This window comes from Bifidobacterium sp. WK012_4_13, assembly GCF_041080835.1.
Lineage (GTDB): Bacteria > Actinomycetota > Actinomycetes > Actinomycetales > Bifidobacteriaceae > Bombiscardovia > Bombiscardovia fermentum.
In genome coordinates, this window is sequence record NZ_CP129683.1 from 2342337 (window position 1) to 2358531 (window position 16195).

Here is a 16195-nt window from a genome sequence, read left to right on the forward strand (position 1 = left end):
TTCAAGAATTGCATTTTACGAACAAGTAAACACAGACTGCTTACGAATCATTCCTGAAATCAAATTGACACACAGGATGGGTAAATGTAATAATAAGGAAAGCAAACTAACCAAGTTATTTGGAGTTAGAGGCCGTTGCTTTCCTGGCAAGTTGTTCAAGGGAGATGTTGCTGGGAGTTTGGACAGGAACGTGGCTCGTGTTTGTTGACGTCACTTTCTGTCGCGATATTGCATCATTGAACGCACATGAAGGGGTCATAATGAGACATAAGAAAACGATGATTCTTGCGGCAGCGACCGCAATAACATTGGCGTTGAGCGGATGCTCGATGGGCGGTTCCTCGGCATCCTCAACCACGGGGTCGACCGATGGAAAAGGCAAGACCATAACCATCTGGGCGATGCAGGGGGATTATTCGACCAAGACCTTGAACGCAATCAACAGCGCGTTCACGAAGAAAACAGGTGCCAAGGTCAAAGTCGAGACCCAGCAGTGGACTGACATCACGACCAAGATCACGACCGCGCTGTCGACATCGACGCCTCCGGACGTGCTCGACATCGGCAACACCCAGGTCGCTGGATTCGCTTCCAGCGGTGGGCTTCTTGATATCACCTCACACAAGAAGGATCTGTCTGAGGGCAATACGTGGCTGAGCGGCCTGGTGGATCCGGCGACGGTGGATGGCAAGCTGTATGCGGTTCCTGCGTTCGGCGCAGCGAGGGCCGTGGTCTACAACAAGAAGATGTGGAGCGCTGCGGGAATCACCTCCGCGCCGAAGACCTGGTCGGAATTCACCGCAGACCTTGACAAGGTGGCGGCAAAGAACTCCTCGAACAAGAACTTCACTCCGTTCTATCTTCCGGGTCAGTATTGGTACTCGATGCTGCAATTCGTCTGGGATGCAGGAGGAAACGTGGCTCAGGACAAGGATGGAAAGTGGACCGGCACCATCTCAAGCGCCAAGGCTGTGAAGGGTCTTGAGGAGTGGAAGTCATTCCAGAACACATATTCGAGCAGCGCCTCGCGCAGCCTTGACACCGACGAGCCCGATCAGAACCAGCTGCTCGCCGACGGAACGACTTCAGCCATTCTCGCAAACAGCGCCGCCATCTCTTCGGTGCAGACCTTGAATTCCTCGGTGAAGTCAACCGACCTCGCGACATTCGCGATGCCTGGCCAGAGTGGCAAGAACCAGCCCGCCATGACCGCTGGCTCCGATTTCGCCGTAGCCGCCAAGAGCAAGAACTCCGCGCTCGCACTGGAATGGATCAAGATTGCGGCAAGTTCGAGCATTCAACAGAAGTGGGTGTTCGGGAACGATGGCTGGCTGCCAAACACCGTCGAAGGATTGGACAAGGCAATGAAGACCTCGGACTTCCCTGAAGTCCAGACAGGATTCTTCGAAGCGGCAAAGGATTCCAAGGCAACCCCAGGTTCGCCGAACTGGGCGACCATCGAAGGAGACAAGTCGATCAACTCCTTCACCCAGTCCATAGCAACGGGGACGGCAACGCCTGCACAGGCAGCGAAGACATTCGACCAGCACATGGATCAGGTCTTCTCCAAGTAAGCTGCGACTCCAAGTAAGCTGCGACGCGCTCTGCCGGCATGGTCGCCGACGATGCCGAATCCGGCACTGTCAGGCGGTGACGATTCTGGCTGGCAGAGCGCCTTGCATCGCATACGCATGCATTATCCGATTGGTATGAAAGAAGGATTATGACCTCTTCGATGAATGTTGCCCCATCGATTGAGACTGTCGACGCTGATTCGCAGTCGCAGCCACCGATGCGGCATGGAAGAAAAAGGAAGGCGCTGCACAGCGGTGACGGGCGCACGGCTGCGTTGCTGTTCGGCCCGACGGGCATCATCCTTCTCGCCTTGGTCGCCGTGCCCATCGTCTTTCTGCTGTTCACTTCGTTCACGGACTTCGACCAGCGTTCGCTCTTCACTGGAGAGTTCAATCTCGTCGGATTCAAGCAATACGCCACCGTGCTCGCTGACAGGGAATTCTGGTTTGCCATGCTCCGCACGATGCTGTTCACGGCTGCCCTTGTCCTGGGAAGCGTGTTCATCGGGATGTATGTGTCCCAGATGATGACCCGGCTGAACAATGGCATGCGCTACCTGGTCACCTTCGTGATGATCTTTGCCTGGGCAATGCCAAACGTGGCATCGTCGATTGTGTGGAAATGGCTGTTTCAGCCTGGCTATGGCGTATTGAACTGGCTCCTCACCAAACTCTATGTGTTCGGAGACATGACCAACACCTCGTGGGCGAACAACACCGCCCTCGCACTCGTCAGCATCTGGCTGCTGGTCGTATGGCAGGCTGTTCCATACATCGCGATCACGCTGTATGCCGCGACGCTTTCGGTCGATCGTTCCTGCATCGAGGCGGCGCATCTCGATGGGGCCGGTCCGTGGAGAACGTACTGGCAGATTCTCGTGCCGATGATTCGTCCGAATCTGTTGGTCGTGGCGCTGCTTTCGGTCATCTGGGACTTCAACGTGTTCAACCAGATATGGCTCGTCTCCCAAGGCGGACCATCCGGCTCGACCTCGACGATCGGCGTGTTCACCTATACCAAGGCCTTCGTAAGCTTCGACATCGGGCAGGGCTCGGCGATTTCGGTGATAACCGTGCTCGTGCTGCTGCTGCTTACTGGCGTATACATTCGCAATCTTCTGAAGTCAGGTGAGGATCTATGAGCGCAAGCATGGAAATCAATCGGCAGGACGCTCGCATGCGGTCGCAGTCCCATGTCTCGCCCGCAGCGGAGGTCAAGGCGAAGAGGCGCGTCCATTGGGATCGCGTCCGAAGCGGCGTCGCCGCTGTCGTCTTCTGCGTCATATGGTTCTTCCCAGTGTATTGGATGACGATCACCGCCTTCAAGCCACGCAACGAGGTGATGACGGCAACTCCGATATTCCTGCCGACCCACTGGTCCCTGCAGAACTTCCGCACGGCCATCTTCCAGACACAGTTCCTGGTCAACCTGATGAACTCGGTGGTCGTGACCTTCGTGTCGATAATCGTCTCGGTGCTTCTCGCCTTCCTCGCATGCGCGGCGCTCACCCTGTATCGCTTCAAGGGCAGACGCTCGATCATGGTCACCATCCTGGCCATACAGATGCTTCCGGGAACCGCACTGCTGATTCCTCAGTTCATCGTCTTCAACCAGTTTGGCCTGCTTAACAACTATGCAGGTCTGATCCTGGCATATATCGCGGCGGTCCTGCCATTCTCCATTTGGAACATGCGCGGTTTCTTCCTTGCCATTCCGGTCGACATCTTCGAATCTGCACGCGTCGAAGGGGCCAATGAGTGGCAGATACTGCGATTGATCACTTTTCCGTTGGTGGCTCCCGGCATCATCTCGACTTCGGTCTTTGCCTTCATCGCTGCGTGGAATGACTATCTGACCGCATTCACCTTCATGAAGGACCAGTCGAAATATACGCTTCCTGTATGGTTGGCGAGCTTCTCGACTCCAACCGGAACGGACTTCGGCGGGCAGATGGCGGCTTCCGTCCTCTTCTCACTGCCAGTGGTCATATTCTTCATGATCATCCAGGGCAATATGGTAAAAGGAATCACCGAAGGTGCGATTAAGTGAGTATTATTAACTTTATTGTGCAACAGTGATGCAGAGCGCGTCGCGAATGGGGCATTGGCATCGTTCGTCTTACATAGGCACGGTCGTCTTACAAAGCCACGTCCGTGGCACAAAAATACCTGCGTGGTACAGAAGCAATGGAGGCATGGCATGGCACAGAACTTTCCTGTTTTGATCGATGCCCAGGGGCCGCGGCGCGGCAGCCGGGCGCATCGTCTGGCAAGCGCGGCGCCGGCAGATGTCAGATTGCGCAACAGAACGGCGATCATGAGGGCCCTGTATCCGAACAATTCGCATTCGCGGGCCGAATTGGCGAAGCTGACGGGCATGTCGAAGGTTTCGACATCCGATGTCGTCGCCGACCTCATCGAGGATGGACTGCTCGTCGAAGGTGCCTATCGGACGCCGCACGGGCCGGGCAAGCCTTCGCAATTGCTTCAATTCAACGTATCTGCGGGGAATGTCGTATCGATCGATCTGTCGGATGTGACCAGGATTCGTGGCGTGGTCGTGGATTTGGCAGGAAAGGTGATGCATCGGGTCGAGATCGAGCTGTCCCATGCGAAATGCCTTGACGCCACCGAGGTGACGAAACTTTGCCAGCGCCTGGTCGACATGTGCGAGGAGAAGGTCATTGGCATCGCCATCGCGACGCCGGGAACGGTGAACGACGACGGTCTGATTCTCGAAGCCCCGAATCTTGGATGGGTCGACATGGACTTTGTCGAAAGGCTTCGTGGGGTGGCCGACTGCCCAGTCGTCGTGACCAACGATGCCGATGCAGCCGTGTTCGCAGAGGACTATTTCGGCGACGGCTTCTCTGACATGATTCTCGTCCAGATAGCCGACGGCGTCGGAGCGGGTCTGCTCATCGACAACAATGTCGTTCGTGGCAAGGGCTTCACGGCCGGTGAAATAGGCCATGTGGTCATGTCCGACGGCACCCGGCCGTGCGTCTGCGGCAAGATCGGCTGTCTTGAGACGATCGTGTCGGCGCCGATCCTGGACAAGGCGATCGAGGAGCATCCTGACGATTCCGAAAGGATCATTGCGCGTGCCGGGAAGGAACTCGGACGGGCGCTGGCCATGCCAGTGGCCCTGACGAACATCACGCATGTGGTATTCTCCGGTGTTCCGCGCCTCGTCAACCAGACCATGGTCGATGCCGCCCAATCGACGATCGACCTGCTGACTCGTTCGCGCTTTCTGGATGCGGTGCAGGTGCAGATCTCGACGATAGGGGAGGATGCAGCGATGCTGGGCGCTGCCGGAATGGTTCTTCGAAGGGTTCTTGCAGTGATGTGAACCAAGGCGGCACCGGCGATTCGCCGCCGTGCCATGAGAGTCAGCGCCTTGAGCCGTCGCTTCCGGCCGACGCTGTGAATGAGCTATAGCAAAGGATTGGAACAATGACAGAGAACTTAGGTGCCGAACGATGCGATAGGCCATCGCTGATTCCGCAGCCACGTGCGCTGCGGATGATCGGCGGCACGGTTTCCTTGCCGATCTCAGGCACGGTATCGCTGTGTCTGACTCCCAAGAACGAAGCCGTTGGAGGCGATGGGCATCGGTCGCAGGCGTCTTCCGGCGGAGCGTCAGGGCATGTGGATTCAGGAGATGACCGAATCATCGAGAAGTCGGACTTCCTTGCCGAGATGCTCGCCCAGTCCATGCAGCAGGCGACCGGACTGCAATGGAACATCACCCGTGGCGAGCGACATGACGTGGACGTGCTTCTCGAAATCGATTCCGGGCTCGACCCTCATGGCTACCGGCTGACAGTCGGCAAGCCGGAGGACGACGGTGGGGATAAACCGGCCATAGACATCGCGGCATATGACCTTCAGGCTCTGCGCGAGGGCGTGCAGACCCTGCGCCAGCTTGTGAGGCAGTATGGGACAGCGATGCCGCGCATGGTCATCGACGACCGCCCGGCTTACGAGGTTCGCAGCTACAGCCTCGATGTGACCCGGGGCAGGGTTCCGACGCTCGAGTGGCTCAAAACCTGGATCGACAAGCTGAGCCTCTACAAATACAACCAGTTGCAACTCTATGTCGAGCATTCCGGAAAGGTTCGCGGGCTCAGCGAAAGCTGGCGCGGAACAAGTCCGCTGACATCTCGCGACTTCATCGAGCTTGACGGCTATTGCGCCATGCGTGGCATCGAGCTGGTGGCATCGATCTCCACCTTCGGACATCACTACATGACCCTGCGAACGCGAAGCTTCCGGGAGCTTGGCGAATTCCCAGAGCAGTCCGATCGGGCGTACAGCTTCATCGAGCGTCAGGAACACCATACGATGAACATCAATCATCCCGACGCCTTCAAGCTTTCCACCCACCTCATAGACTCATACCTTGGCAACGTCTCATCACGATTCTTCAACATCGGCGGTGACGAGACCTTTGACCTCGGCAAGGGAAGATCGCGTCAGGCTGAGGGGAATCAGGACATTGCACACATGTATGCAAGCTATGTGCAGCGTCTATGCGCCTACATCGAGGAGCATGGTCACCAGGCCATGCTGTGGGGCGACATAGCCGTCGAGATGCCGCAGATTCTGGATCTGCTTCCCGACAACGTCGTGATCCTGAACTGGCTGTATGCGCCGGATATCACAGAGGACAAGGTCGCACTGGTGGCAAGGTCGGGAGCGCGGCAATATGTCTGCGCCGCCGTGCATTCATGGAACAGCGTGCTGCCGCATGTGGAAGATGGATGGAACAACATCTCCAGATTGGCGAAATATGGCATCAAGTACCACGCCGAAGGGTTCATGGTGACCGATTGGGGAGATTACGGGCACATCAACGATCCTCGCATGAGCATTCCCGCCATGATCTATGGCGCTCAGGAATCTTGGAACCCTGGCACTGTCGATGTCACGACCCTGGACATGGACATGTCGCGCCTCGAATACGGAGATTCCAGCGGCCGCTGCGTCGCCGACATGAAGGAAGTCTGCAGAGGCGCATCGTTCACATGGGAGAACATCGTCCACTACCTTGAGCTTGATGATGGCAGCGGAGCCGTGAACGATGACGTGTTCCGGCAGGTCATGGAGGAGCGCGGCGTGCCGCTCGACATCGACCCCTCAGAGGGACTCGCAGCCGTGCGCGAGGAGTATGTGCGTACGCTGAGCTCCGCGATAGCCAAATGCGACGAGAGTAACGCGCTCCTGCAGCGTGCGATGCCACGTCTGATGGCTCGCATCGCCGCGGGCTCGATCGCACCGGGTAATGTCATGGAGCCTTGGCTCGTCGCATCACAAGGTCAGCAGCTGTTCAACCGCTTCGGTGACGCACTGCTCAATCACCGTTCCGCGAGCCAGCGTGCTGCGTTGGCGGAGGATCTGGAAGTCTGGTTCGAACTGTATTGCGAGGCGTGGCGTTCGATAAGCCGAGAGTCCGAACTTCGCAGAGTGGCAGACGACATATGGAAATGCGCCGATATTCTGCGTTCTGCCGATGCGACGGAGCCGAGGGCCGAGTCATGACACAGGGATTCGTGAGTTCCCAGCCTTCAACGGACGAGGCCCAGACGCCGCAGGAAACGCCTTCTGGCATCATGCCTACGATGCGACCCGGGAAACGTCAGGCATTCGTGGGCGTCGATATCGGAGGAACGAAGATCGAAGGGGTGCTCATCGATGAATCCGGGGACGTTCTGGAGACGCGAAGGCACGACAGCAATCAGGGCAGCAGTGCAGTCGCGGAGCAGATCGTCGCCATGATTGATCAGCTGCATGCAGTCGGACTCGGATTGGGGATGATGCTCGCAGGCATAGGGATAGGCATTCCAGGAAAGATCGATGTGGAGACCGGAGAGGTCAGCAACGCGGTCAACCTGGGAATCTCTGGCATGAATCTGCGTGCGCGCATCGCACAGTCCTTTCGCGGCGTGCCAATCTGCATCGAAAACGATGTGAACGCCGCCGCGTTGGGCGCATGGACCGTGTTGGCTCTGAATGGCCCAGGCGACGCCTCGCCAGTGGCATTTCTCAATTTCGGCACAGGGCTCGCATGCGGAATCATCAGCGACGGCCAGGTGTATCACGGAGCGACCGGAGTCGCCGGCGAAATAGGGCATATCCCGACCGAAGTCCACCAATATCAATGCAAGTGCGGTCAGCGGGGATGTCTTGAAACCGTTGCCTCAGGTTCTGGCGTGGACAGGATCTGGCCGACAGCATCCGGCTATGCCTTGCCTGCTTTGATGCGGGCAGCCGAACTTGGCGAGGCCTCTGCGCGCGAAGCCCTCTCAACGGTTATTCACGGCATGAGCATGGCAATCATTATCATTGCATTGAGCATCGATCCGGGAAAGATCGTCATCGGTGGTGGTCTGGCGAAAACGGGACAGCCCCTTATCCATGCCATCGAGGAGGATCTGCGCCAGCGAGCCGAGTCAAGTTCGTTCATCGACAGCCTTGATTTGACGCGCCGGCTGCTGCTCGCACCGATGGACCAGCCGATCGGTGCGATCGGTGCGGCTGCAGTGGCGGTGGCAAGATGGAAGATTTTGTTTAATTCACAAGAGAAGGATTGATTATGACTGAAGTCATCATCGTAGAGAATCAGGATGAGGCAGGAAGCATCTATGCGCAATGTGTGGCGCGACTGATCGCGGACAAGCCCGATTGCGTGCTCGGTCTGGCCACCGGGTCAAGTCCCTTGGCGGCATACCGTCAACTCGCGGGCCGCGTCGAGCGTGAAGGCATCGATGTCTCGCAGGTGCGCGGTTTCGCACTCGACGAATATGCCGGACTTGACCCAAGTCATCCCCAGTCATATAAGAGCACCATCAACCGAACGGTTGTCGAGCCTCTTGGCCTGGATCCCGAAAAGATACATGTGCCCAACGGCAATCTTGACACCATCGGAGAGGCCGGAAAAGCCTATGACAAGGCCATCGAAGAGGCTGGTGGCGTCGATATCCAGATTCTCGGCATCGGGACCGACGGTCATATCGGATTCAACGAGCCCGGTTCATCGCTTGCCTCTGGCACGCGTATCAAGACCTTGACAGAGCAGACACGAATCGACAACGCACGGTTCTTTGACGACGACATCAATCAGGTTCCCGCGCACTGCATAACGCAGGGCATTGGCACCATTCTGAAGGCGCGCCACCTCATTCTTCTGGCATTCGGTTCGGGCAAGGCCGAGGCGATCGCAGAGACTGTCGAGGGTGGAATCTCGTCGTTCTGCCCTGCTTCCGCATTGCAATTGCACCCGCATGCAACCGTGATCGTCGACGAGGCTGCGGCGTCTCGGCTGCGCAACAAGGACTATTACAAGTATTCCTTCGCGCATAAGCCACAGTGGCAGCTCATCTAGTGGCAGCTCATCTAGCTGCAGCTTATCGAGTGGCGGACATCCGGGCATGGCATATCTGAGCTGACCGGCGATGGGGGATTCATTCCCACGTCACGGGGCAAGGCTTTCTGGGGAAAGGTTGAGTGAGGTATGGATCACAGGCAATCGAGGGAAGAACTGACTTCGATGGTAAGCAGGGCCGTGATGGGTGGAGCTGCCACCTTTGCGGTCCGCAATGCCACAAAGATCGATGCAAGAGGCGTCGAAGGTCATTTCTGGCTGATATCGGTGGACGGCGGAATCGTGGCGACGGGGACGCGCGATGACGATTTCGAGAGTGCCTGGAATGTGGCTCGGACAAGCCAGTCCGGGCCGGTCGGTGCAAGGATCTTCGATGCCGAGGGGGCCGTTCTCACACCTGGATACATTGACATCCATTCCCACGGAGCATGGGAGAGGTCGTTCGATGATGGTGCCGAAGGCATAGCGACCGCCCGGACGGGCCATGCGATTCATGGGACCACGCGGCAGGTGCTGAGCCTGATAACGAATCCGCTTGATGTGATGTCCGAAAATCTGCGTGCCGTCGCGGCTGCCTGCTCCAGGCGCCCTGATTGCCTCGGCGCTCATCTCGAGGGGCCTTTCCTTGCAATATCGAGGAAAGGTGCCCATGATCCGGCGTGTCTGCGAGATCCTGAGCCTCAATGCGTCGATGAGTTGCTGGAGGCAGGCGACGGTTGGATTCGACAGATAACGATAGCTCCCGAGCTGCCACACGGAATCGACGCGATACGACGTTTCAGCCGTGCGGGCGTGATTCCCGCGATCGGCCATTGCGATGCCGACTATCGGACCACAAGACGTGGCATCGATGCAGGGGCAAGGATCCTGACGCATATCTTCAACGCCATGAACGGCATCCATCACCGCAAGCCTGGACCGATCCCGGCTGTTCTGGAGGATGGTCGCGTTCAGGTGGAGCTGATCAACGACGGCTTCCACGTCGATGATCCGGTCGTGAAACTTGCCTTCGGCCTGTTCCGCGGGCGCATTGCCCTGATCACCGATTCAATGGCTGCGACAGGGTGCCCGGATGGCTCGTATTCACTGGGCAAGCTTGCCGTGAAGGTCGAGGACGGCCATGCACGCCTGGCATCGAACGGCGCCATCGCCGGTTCGACTCTGACGCTTGAGGAATCGGTGCGAAGGGGAGTCGAGGAGTTGGGTCTTTCAGCCGTGGACGTTGTCGCCGCGGCCACTCAGGGGCCAGCCCATGCCTTGGGAATCGACGTTCCCAACAAGGTCACCGATCACCCGCTCGGCGTGCTTGCGCCGGGATATGCCGCTGACTGCATAATCCATGAAAAGGGCACATGGAAGGCCGAATCCGTCTGGTGCGAGGGCAGGAAGCTGCTCTGAACCCTGCGGGGTCGAGAGCCTGCCTATCCCAGTTCGGTGAGCTGGGTGATGCGGTTGGACATGCCGAATTCAGGGTGAGCATGGCGATATTTTCCGGCGGCGAGGCCGATGCTTATGAATGCCAGGCCGAACAGTGCCACCAATCCCAAGCTTTGCAGCCATCCGAGCAGGCTTGGATCAGGGGTTTGGAAGCTCGTCGTGCCCAGCGCGTCGTCGATGGAAACCGACATCCACCAACCTGGGAGCAGCTTGCCGAGCGAGACCATCGGAGCGGGCATGACCGAAGGGTCGAATGCAGTGCCCGATGTGAACATGAGCATCAGTCCCAATGAGGTGGCGACCGCATTGGCGATGGTCGTCGAGGCTTTCAGCTGCCCGATCATGAAGCCGAAGGCCATCGAGATGAGCGTATAGACGAGTTGGGAAAGTGCCACAAGAACCAGTGAGGCAAGGCTGATTGCGGAGAATCCACGGTTGAATGGGGCAAGGGCAAGCAGCGCCGCCGAATAATACAGGACCCAGCAGATGAGTCCCACGCTTACGGCGCCCATCAGTTCCTGGGCATTGAGAACGTAGCTCCGTGCCGAGGATGCGAACAGACGGCGGCTTGTCTCTGGAGCGTTGAACACGCCGATGAGCAATGACACGCATACCGTCATCGCCATGAAGATCGGATAGATCGACAGCTTGATGGTCGTTCCGAAGCTGCTTGCCAGAGACTTGCCCGCCTCCTGTGCATTCTTCAGCACATGGACCGAAGGGGAGAGACCCTGCTTCCCAGCCTGGTGAACCGTATAGGTGACGGCGTCCGAAAGCTTGGTCCGCAAGCCCGAGGCAAGCACGCTTCGCAGCTGTGAGAAATAACCGTCGACATCTATCTTCGCGAGCGAACCCTGACTTGAGACATAGCTTACGGTGATGTCTGCCACCGGCATCGAACGCGATGCGCTGGCATCGTCTCCTGTCGAGGTTGCGGCGGTCTCGAAGCGTTGCGAATACCCCTTCGAGATGACGACGATCAGATCCACATCGTTGCGGGCTATGGCATCCTGCAGTCGCTGAGGCGTGTCATCAAGCTTCACGATCGTGGCGCTGTGCGACAGATAGTCGCGCAGGCCCTCTGCCAGATTTCCCGAATCCCGATCGATGACGGCGATCTTGGCCTTCGGAAGCTTCGAGGCGACCTCGGTCTGATCGGAAGTGGCGGAGTCTGACGCATTCGCCGATATCGCGCCGGTGTCGTTGCCTGCAGCGACGATGCTCGAGATTCCCAGACTGAGCATGAGAGCTCCGAAGCCTATCAGATACACGAGCATATAGACCTTATGCGCCCAAAGAATTCGAAGCGCTGATTTAAAGGTTTGCATAGCTGCGTCTCCTCATGATGCTTATTGACAATGCCACGCATATGGCACCCGTGATCAGCAGGATCATGATGGTCTGCACGAATGGCTGCAGGCTGTCGTAATAGAGCAGGTCATAGAAGAGATTCGACACCTGCTTGACTGGATTGATCAGATCGAGGGCCGGAGCATCGCGGCTTATGGCATCGCTGATGTTCATCGCGAAGGTGCCGTACAGACCGGCGAACAGTGCCCCGAAACATGCGATGCCAGTGCTGATTCCGGTTTTGACCCCATGGGACAGACGTGGGATTGCGCCGACCAGCAGTCCCAGTGCCGTTGCCGTGAAGCTCGCGACGAACAGTGCGGCGATGGCAAGGCCCTCCCTTCCACCCATGACGATATCGCAGACATAGCGGATGTAGCAGAATGAGACCGCCATGCTTGCGAATGAGGTGAGCCAGCTTGCGATCATGATGGCGCCGAATTGACGCCATTTCGCTTGAGGTGCGACGGATCTGCGCGCTCCAAGCGGCGAAAGGTTGGCCTGGGCGGAGGTTATCGACGAGATGGCAAAGCTCATCGACATCATGCAGACCATGCCAAGCAGCGCGTAGTAGTAGCGCGCGAACTGATCGGGAGCGAAATGCGTGAGGGAACGGTCGTGCGTATATGTGAGTCCGGCGCTTGCGGCGCTGGCCTTGACGTATTCGGCAATCGTCTGCTGAGCCTTGGCCGGATTGCCGGACTCGGACACGCCTTCGACGCTGTCGGCGGCGTGGTTGAACTGCGTGATGATGCTTCTCAGCGAGCTGAGCACGACCCCTGCCGTCGATGATGACAGTGTATTGGTCACCTTGTTGTACATGTCATCGGATATCGCGATCCCAAGGCTGCCCTGGTCGGTCACATAGAGATAGCCGCTGTCCTTCTTGACATTGACGCGCTCCTTGGCCTCTCCCAGAGACTTCACGACCGTCGGCACGATCAGTTTCGTATGGCTGGAGTTTTTCCCGGCGAGCGAGGCGACGAGCGAATCAGCCCCAGGCACCGAATTCCAATTGGAGTCATGCACGACGGCGAAGTTCTGGGCCTCGACCTGAATGTTCGTCAGCCCGCTGAACATGCCCCAGAAGAGGCTTGCCATCAGAATCGGGAAGAAGAACAGCCAAAGAAGGTTGCTTTTCTCCCTTACATTCACCTTGATCGTGGTCAGCAGCGTGGTCCACATGATGGATTCCTCCTTCCGTTTCCTCAGTCGCGCAGTGCCTTGCCGGTCAGTTCCAGGAACACGTCGTTCAATGTCGGTGGCTGCGAGCTCAGATGTCCGAAATCGGTGCCGGATGAATGAAGTATGTCCAGCACATCGGCGAGATTATGATCGCCGTGGCGGCAGGTGACCTTGAGCTCCTTGCAGTCGAAATCCGCCTGCGCGACGAAGGGAAGTGCCTGGATCCTGCTCAAGGTCGCTTCGTCGATGTCAAGCGTGCCAATGGTGATGCGCTCGCCCATGTCGATCATGTCCTTGAGCCTGGCGGCGCTTCCCTGAGCGATCTGCCTGCCATGGTCCATGATCATGATGCGCGTGCAGATCTGTTCGACCTCTTCCATGTAATGGCTGGTATAGAGAATCGTGGCTCCTGCATCGCGCAGATGCCGTATGCCTTCGAGGATTGCGTTGCGGCTCTGAGGATCGACGGCCACCGTCGGTTCGTCGAAGAGTATCAATGCTGGTCTATGCGCTATGCCGCACGCGATGTTGAGCCTTCTGAGCAGACCGCCGGACAGCTTGCCGGGGCGGTAGCCGCTGAATTCCTCCAAGTCTACGAATGCTATGGCATCGTCGACCAGTTGCTTGCGTTCCTTGCGTTTGGGGACATACAGCGAACAGAAATAGTCGATGTTCTCCCTCACCGTGAGCTCGTTGAACACGGCAACATTCTGTGGAACCACACCGATGCGACGTTTGATGTCATATGCCGTGGGGCTCATGGGCCTGCCGAAGACGGCCACCTTGCCTGACTCGTAGCTGAGCAAGGCCAGGATGCAGTTGATCGCCGTGGTCTTTCCCGAACCATTCGGTCCAAGCAGCCCGAAGATCTCACCTCGTCGCACGCTGAGATCGAAGTGGTCGAGGGCGAGCATGGCTCCGTAGCGCTTGACGAGATTCCTGACCGAGATTGCGTCCTGCATGGTATCTGTGTCCATACCGCAATGTTCGCACAAGGTCTTGGTGGAAAACAGTGATGCGCGTCATTGCGCGGCATGACAATTGTCATGCATCCCCTCGCTCGGCGTAACCTTGGCTTAGGGCATTGCAAAGGGTGACTGTGGTGAGTGACTGTTTTGAGTGACGGTGGAGGGAGCGGCCATGATGCGTGGGGCATACAAGTTCGTGCTGTGGCTGCTATGCATATCGCTTGCGATGCTCCGCGATGGCAGCTCGCTGTCGGTGGCCTTCGTGTTCGCGATATTCGTGTCGCTGTCAGCGGCTGCACTGTCCGAATGGCTTGCGCCACATCGTCTGGCTGCATGCTGCGAAGCCGCGTTGGCAGTGCTGGCCTTGGCGATTCCGCAGATGATCGCGTTTCTGCCGCTGTTCTCCTTCGATGTGGCATCGGCGATGGCTACATGGTGCATGCTGCAGAGGCGCCCAGATGCGAGCCTGGACAAGGGAGCCTTCTCATTGCGGGCATCCTGGATTGAGTATGGCATGTGTGCATGCATCGGCATCGCCGTCATGGCATCGTTGGGCCTGGGAACGGCGTTTGAGGTCGAACCGGCCATGCTTCGCCTGACGCTGTTCTGCCTGTGCGCATTGAACATCTTCTCTGGTTTCGCGCTGACGCTGATTCCAAGGATGAGGCGGCGTGCCTTGCTGTCGCAGGACGAAGTGCGGGAGATTCGACGCCGGATGCGAAACGAGGCATATGACGCCGAGGACGAGCGTAGAAATGCTATGCATGAGGCGACTCTTGCGGAACGAACGAGGATCGCCCGCGAGATCCATGACGGGGTCGGGCATCTGCTGACCAGAGGAATCATGCAGTCGCACACATCGCAGGTGGTTGCCTCGATGGCTGGCGATGAGACGAACGCCCGGGGTTTCCGTGCAGTCGAAGATACATTTGCCGAGGCGATGAATGCCGTCAGGCAGACAGTTCACGATCTGGACGACAGCGGCAACGATTTCGCCCTGCAGATCGGATCCGCTGCGAAGGTCCTGCAGTCAGTCGCGCAGGGTCCCGAGGTTACGCTGGAGAATGAGATTCAGCAGGCGCCGGCTCCCGTGACACGGTGCCTTGCGATGACGGTGCGGGAATCGTTGAACAACGTGCTTCGCCACAGCGATGCTCGTCATGTCGAAATCGTGCTGAGAGACATGCCTGCATTGTGGCAGTTGGTGGTGCAGGACGATGGAAGCGTAAGGCAGGATGAAGCCCGAAATGGCAGTGTCGGGCCAAGGCAGGCCGTTCGCGACATCAGAGGGATGGGGCTTGCCGATATCGAGTCCCGCGCCCGGGAGCTTGGTGGCAATGCCCTATGCGGACCGAACGCGCGCGGGTGGCGGGTCTTCGTATCGCTGCCCAAGGCTCCATGGAGCAACGCGGGCGGCGTGCGACATCAGGAAGGTCATGTTCGGGACGAACGCGACCCGCATGATGTCGAAGTGTCTGGCAATCTGCAATCGGAGCTGCATATGGGGATCGATGCAACGAGCATCATGAAAGGAACGCAATGAAAGTCGCCGTCGTCGATGATGACCCAATAGTGTGCTCATCAATTGCAACCATGATCGACCAAGTCGGGGCAGGGGAGACTCTGTGGACGGCGAATGACGGCGAGCAGGCCATCAGACACTATGCGAGCCAACGCCCGGATGTGCTGCTCATGGACATTCAGATGCCGACGATGGGCGGACTCGATGCGGCAAGGAGCATACTTCAATCTGACCCGACCGCGAAGATTCTTTTCCTCACCACATTCGCGGACAGACAATACATACAGGAGGCGCTTGGCATAGGAGGCCGTGGATATCTGATCAAGCAGGATGTCGCGTCTATCATCCCCGCTGTGCGGACCGTTCTCGCCGGCGAGATAGTCCTTGGTTCCAAAGCCTTGTCCCATCTCGAACTCGGCGAGACGGAAAAGGCCTCATCCGATGATCGACCGAATGCCGGCCGGACTGGTCTGCCCGCCGACGACCCCTTCTCGAGTCTGACGAATCGCGAACGGCGCATCAGCGCACTGATCGCAGAAGGTCTCGATAACCACGACATCGCACGGCAGCTGTATCTGAGCGAGGGCACCGTCCGCAATCGGATAAGCGAGATTCTTGCAAAGCTCGGTCTTGCCAACCGTACTCAGATCGCGATTCTCTGGCTTCGCACTTTGCCAAGATAGGAGCGCATTCGCAAGGCTCTGTAGAGGTTCGGCAGAGGAGTCCGAGCGATTTCGGCGAGTTCACAGGCGTGGCATAGACTTGGGTG

General features: G+C 57.9%; 13 protein-coding genes. 10 read left to right on the plus strand and 3 right to left on the minus strand.

Going from position 1 to position 16195, the window contains the following annotated elements:
* Positions 1-260: 260 nt before the first annotated feature.
* From QN062_RS09500 to nagA, 8 genes are all read left to right on the plus strand, one after another.
* Positions 261-1574, plus strand: a complete 1314-nt coding sequence (locus QN062_RS09500; protein WP_369341557.1) for a sugar ABC transporter substrate-binding protein — start codon at positions 261-263, stop codon at positions 1572-1574.
* A 149-nt stretch (positions 1575-1723) separates the two neighbouring features.
* Complete coding sequence (locus QN062_RS09505; RefSeq protein WP_369341558.1) at positions 1724-2716, plus strand: carbohydrate ABC transporter permease; 993 nt, start codon at positions 1724-1726, stop codon at positions 2714-2716.
* 35 nt (positions 2717-2751) lie between these two features.
* The gene (locus QN062_RS09510) at positions 2752-3624 is read left to right on the plus strand and encodes a carbohydrate ABC transporter permease (RefSeq protein WP_369342596.1); all 873 of its coding nucleotides are present in this window, start codon (positions 2752-2754) and stop codon (positions 3622-3624) included.
* Positions 3625-3774: 150 nt separating this feature from the next.
* The gene (locus QN062_RS09515; RefSeq protein WP_369341559.1) at positions 3775-4929 is read left to right on the plus strand and encodes an ROK family transcriptional regulator; all 1155 of its coding nucleotides are present in this window, start codon (positions 3775-3777) and stop codon (positions 4927-4929) included.
* A 104-nt stretch (positions 4930-5033) separates the two neighbouring features.
* Positions 5034-7121 carry a family 20 glycosylhydrolase gene (locus tag QN062_RS09520; protein WP_369341560.1) on the plus strand — a complete coding sequence of 696 codons (2088 nt, stop codon included), beginning with the start codon at positions 5034-5036 and terminating at the stop codon, positions 7119-7121.
* A complete protein-coding gene (locus tag QN062_RS09525) occupies positions 7118-8173 on the plus strand; it encodes an ROK family protein (RefSeq protein WP_369341561.1) in 1056 nt (351 codons plus the stop codon). The genes QN062_RS09520 and QN062_RS09525 overlap by 4 nt, the downstream gene beginning before the upstream one ends.
* A gap of 2 nt (positions 8174-8175) precedes the next feature.
* Entirely contained in the window at positions 8176-8964 is a 789-nt protein-coding gene (gene nagB, locus QN062_RS09530; protein WP_369341562.1) for a glucosamine-6-phosphate deaminase, read from the plus strand.
* A gap of 129 nt (positions 8965-9093) precedes the next feature.
* Positions 9094-10362 carry an N-acetylglucosamine-6-phosphate deacetylase gene (gene nagA, locus QN062_RS09535; RefSeq protein WP_369341563.1) on the plus strand — a complete coding sequence of 423 codons (1269 nt, stop codon included), beginning with the start codon at positions 9094-9096 and terminating at the stop codon, positions 10360-10362.
* A 23-nt stretch (positions 10363-10385) separates the two neighbouring features.
* Here nagA and QN062_RS09540 read toward each other — a convergent pair whose 3' ends face one another.
* From QN062_RS09540 to QN062_RS09550, 3 genes are read right to left on the minus strand one after another with little or no spacing between them, the layout of a single operon-like run.
* Positions 10386-11729 carry an ABC transporter permease gene (locus tag QN062_RS09540; RefSeq protein WP_369341564.1) on the minus strand — a complete coding sequence of 448 codons (1344 nt, stop codon included), beginning with the start codon at positions 11727-11729 and terminating at the stop codon, positions 10386-10388.
* A complete protein-coding gene (locus tag QN062_RS09545; RefSeq protein WP_369341565.1) occupies positions 11716-12936 on the minus strand; it encodes an ABC transporter permease in 1221 nt (406 codons plus the stop codon). The genes QN062_RS09540 and QN062_RS09545 overlap by 14 nt, the downstream gene beginning before the upstream one ends.
* Before the next feature lie 23 nt (positions 12937-12959).
* A complete protein-coding gene (locus tag QN062_RS09550) occupies positions 12960-13913 on the minus strand; it encodes an ATP-binding cassette domain-containing protein (RefSeq protein ID WP_369341566.1) in 954 nt (317 codons plus the stop codon).
* A gap of 163 nt (positions 13914-14076) precedes the next feature.
* Here QN062_RS09550 and QN062_RS09555 point away from each other — a divergent pair, with 163 nt between their 5' ends.
* Both QN062_RS09555 and QN062_RS09560 read left to right on the plus strand, forming a co-directional pair.
* Complete coding sequence (locus QN062_RS09555; RefSeq protein ID WP_369341567.1) at positions 14077-15447, plus strand: sensor histidine kinase; 1371 nt, start codon at positions 14077-14079, stop codon at positions 15445-15447.
* Positions 15444-16109, plus strand: a complete 666-nt coding sequence (locus QN062_RS09560) for a response regulator (RefSeq protein WP_369341568.1) — start codon at positions 15444-15446, stop codon at positions 16107-16109. Before QN062_RS09555 ends, QN062_RS09560 begins: the two co-directional genes overlap by 4 nt.
* The last annotated feature ends 86 nt before the right edge of the window (positions 16110-16195 follow it).

Bases quoted from the DNA above. Each gene is read 5' to 3' on its own strand.
- QN062_RS09505 (WP_369341558.1), top strand. From the start codon at position 1,724: ATGACCTCTTCGATGAATGTTGCCCCATCGATTGAGACTGTCGACGCT.
- QN062_RS09525 (WP_369341561.1), top strand. From the start codon at position 7,118: ATGACACAGGGATTCGTGAGTTCCCAGCCTTCAACGGACGAGGCCCAG.
- nagA (WP_369341563.1), top strand. From the start codon at position 9,094: ATGGATCACAGGCAATCGAGGGAAGAACTGACTTCGATGGTAAGCAGG.
- QN062_RS09550 (WP_369341566.1), bottom strand. From the start codon at position 13,913: ATGGACACAGATACCATGCAGGACGCAATCTCGGTCAGGAATCTCGTC.
- QN062_RS09560 (WP_369341568.1), top strand. From the start codon at position 15,444: ATGAAAGTCGCCGTCGTCGATGATGACCCAATAGTGTGCTCATCAATT.
- nagB (WP_369341562.1), top strand. From the start codon at position 8,176: ATGACTGAAGTCATCATCGTAGAGAATCAGGATGAGGCAGGAAGCATC.
- QN062_RS09545 (WP_369341565.1), bottom strand. From the start codon at position 12,936: ATGTGGACCACGCTGCTGACCACGATCAAGGTGAATGTAAGGGAGAAA.
- QN062_RS09515 (WP_369341559.1), top strand. From the start codon at position 3,775: ATGGCACAGAACTTTCCTGTTTTGATCGATGCCCAGGGGCCGCGGCGC.
- QN062_RS09555 (WP_369341567.1), top strand. From the start codon at position 14,077: ATGATGCGTGGGGCATACAAGTTCGTGCTGTGGCTGCTATGCATATCG.
- QN062_RS09520 (WP_369341560.1), top strand. From the start codon at position 5,034: ATGACAGAGAACTTAGGTGCCGAACGATGCGATAGGCCATCGCTGATT.
- QN062_RS09500 (WP_369341557.1), top strand. From the start codon at position 261: ATGAGACATAAGAAAACGATGATTCTTGCGGCAGCGACCGCAATAACA.
- QN062_RS09540 (WP_369341564.1), bottom strand. From the start codon at position 11,729: ATGCAAACCTTTAAATCAGCGCTTCGAATTCTTTGGGCGCATAAGGTC.
- QN062_RS09510 (WP_369342596.1), top strand. From the start codon at position 2,752: ATGCGGTCGCAGTCCCATGTCTCGCCCGCAGCGGAGGTCAAGGCGAAG.